Genomic DNA, 2,356 nt, shown 5'->3' on the forward strand with positions numbered 1-2,356 from the left:
AAGTCCCAGACGTTGTGGTGCAGGATGACTCGCTCGGTGCGGCCTTGGACGGCGCAGGGTCGGTCACCGACAGGCCGGCGTTGGCGGACGACATCGGGGCGCTCTTCTTCACCTCGGGCACCACGGGCCAGTCGAAAGCCGTTGCCACGTCGTGGGATTACCTCTTCACAGTGGCCGCAACAGTCGCCGCGGCCTGGAATTTCACCGCGGGCGAAGTGGTGTGGACCGCGATGCCGCTTTTCCACCTGAGTGCGGCGCCCAGCGTGCTCGCGCCGCTCTTGGTCGGCGGAACCACGGTGCTGGCAGGCGTGTTTCATCCCGCCCAGGTGTGGGACGACGTGCGCACCCACGGTGCTGTCGGATTCGTCGGTGCGGGCGCGATGGTCAAGATGCTGCAGAGCCTGCCCCCGGATCCACGTGACGTACAACTGCCCCTGCGGTTCATCTCCGCGGCGCCCATCGACGCGACCGCATACCGGGTGATCGAGCAGCGATACGGCTGTCGCGTCATCACCATGTACGGATTGACCGAGGCTTTTCCACTCGCGGTGAACGACGTTGCGGACGAAGCGGTTCCGGGTACTTCGGGCCGGCTCAACCCGAACTTCGAGGTGCGCATCGTCGACCAGACGGGTGCCGAGGTGCCGGCGGGCGCGGTAGGGGAGATCACCTGCCGGGCGCTGTGCCCCGAGGTGATGAGCCAGGGCTATGTGCGTCCCGGTCCGGGTCCGGCGCTCCGAGTGGACCCACATCCGGAATGGTTCCACACCGGGGACCTCGGGAAGCTCGACGCGCAGCACAACCTGACATATGTGGACCGGGTTAAGGACTCGCTGCGCCGGCGTGGCGAGAACGTGTCATCGGTGGAAGTGGAAACCGTGGTGATGAGTCACCCGGCGATACTGGAGGCAGCGGCAGTAGCGGTGCCCAGTGACCTCGGCGAGGACGACATCCTGGTCGCAGTGACGTTAAAGCCGGGCGCCACATTGGATTACGTGGACCTGCTGGACTTCTGTGCCGCCCGAATGCCGTACTTCTGCGTCCCCCGATTCATTGACACTCTCGACGATCTTCCTAGAAACGTCATCGGCCGGATACGCAAAGACATACTGCGTACCCGTGGTGTGAGTGCGGATACATGGGATCGTGAGACCCACGGATACATAGTGAGCCGGTGAAAGGTTGGAGACGACGATGACGATGACCTATCAGGAACAGCAGATGCTGCACGCCGCAACCGGCCGGGCGGGCATCCTGGATCTGACCGCCCGGCACAATCGTGCGTACTCGGATGGCGACCGGGATGCCTGGATCGCGACCTTCCGTCATTCCGGCGCCAGCTATGTCCGCAACGGCGAGTCATTCACCGATCTGCGCGCGGCGTTCGACGGCGGTACGGGGCAGCGCCTGGTGACCGTCGACAACGAGATTCACGTCGACGGGGTCGATGCGACTCAGCACAGCGTCGCATTACTTTTCGCCGCCGATCACGAGGACATCGGCCTGCGGGCCACCGGCGTCTTCCGGGATCAACTCATCTACGAGCGTGGCGGGTGGTACTTCACCTCACGCGAACTCGTCTGGGATTCGGCGCCGAGTCGGGTTCTCGTCATCTAGTCGGGTTCTGGGTTCTCGACATCTAATCGTCGACATCTAATCGTCGACATCTAAGCGTCGACCCGAACCTACCCGGCAGGTCGAGCTACCAGCTGGCCTTCAGCGCCTGACTGGTGCCTCTGCCGTGGCGGCCCTGTAGTCGCGTCGGATGCCTCCCCGAATCAATTTGTCCAACGGGCGGAATTCCTGGTGGGAAAAGGTTAGGTTTGCGGCCTGCTACGAAATTTTTTAACGCGTAAATTTCCTTTTTGCCAAGTCCAGTGATGGGTGTGTCATGTCGTCGTATGTGTTTGTTTCGCCGGAGGACTTGGTTGTGACGGCGTCGAATTTGCGCCGGATTGGGTCGGACGTGGGTGCGGCGGGTGTGGCGGCAGGGGTGTCGACGACCGGGTTGGCGGCAGCCGCCGGTGACGAGGTGTCGGCGGCGATCGCGGCGTTGTTCGGCACGTACGGCCGGGAGTATCAGGCGGTCAGTGCGGCGGCGGCGGAATTTCATGCTCGTTTTGTCCAATTGATGGCCGGCACGGCTGGCACGTACGGGGCTATGGAGGCGGCCAGCGCCGCGTCGTTGCAGTCGTTAGAGCAGGCCTTGCTGGATGTGATCAATGCGCCGACGAATTCGTTGCTGGGGCGGCCGTTGGTGGGTCCGGGCGTGGATGGTGCGGCAGGGTCCGGTGCTGCCGGCGGAGCCGGTGGGTTGTTGATCGGTCGCGGGGGTAATGGCGGTTCCGGGGGACCG

At 63.8% G+C, this 2,356-nt stretch carries 3 protein-coding genes; all 3 read left to right on the forward strand.

The window, feature by feature from the left end; all coding sequences use genetic code 11:
• Positions 1-1,178, forward strand: a 1,178-nt coding sequence (locus A5636_RS13190; protein WP_065159095.1) for an AMP-binding protein, incomplete at its 5' end; no start/stop codon positions are given.
• 16 nt (positions 1,179-1,194) lie between these two features.
• Positions 1,195-1,617, forward strand: coding sequence for a nuclear transport factor 2 family protein (locus A5636_RS13195; protein WP_065159096.1), 423 nt, complete (start codon positions 1,195-1,197; stop codon positions 1,615-1,617).
• 274 nt (positions 1,618-1,891) lie between these two features.
• A partial coding sequence (locus tag A5636_RS13200) for a PE family protein (RefSeq protein WP_081287775.1) occupies positions 1,892-2,356 on the forward strand: 465 nt, incomplete at its 3' end.

The sequence above is a fragment of the Mycobacterium asiaticum genome (assembly GCF_001673315.1).
GTDB lineage: Bacteria > Actinomycetota > Actinomycetes > Mycobacteriales > Mycobacteriaceae > Mycobacterium > Mycobacterium asiaticum_B.

Bases quoted from the DNA above. Each gene is read 5' to 3' on its own strand.
- A5636_RS13195 (WP_065159096.1), top strand. From the start codon at position 1,195: ATGACGATGACCTATCAGGAACAGCAGATGCTGCACGCCGCAACCGGC.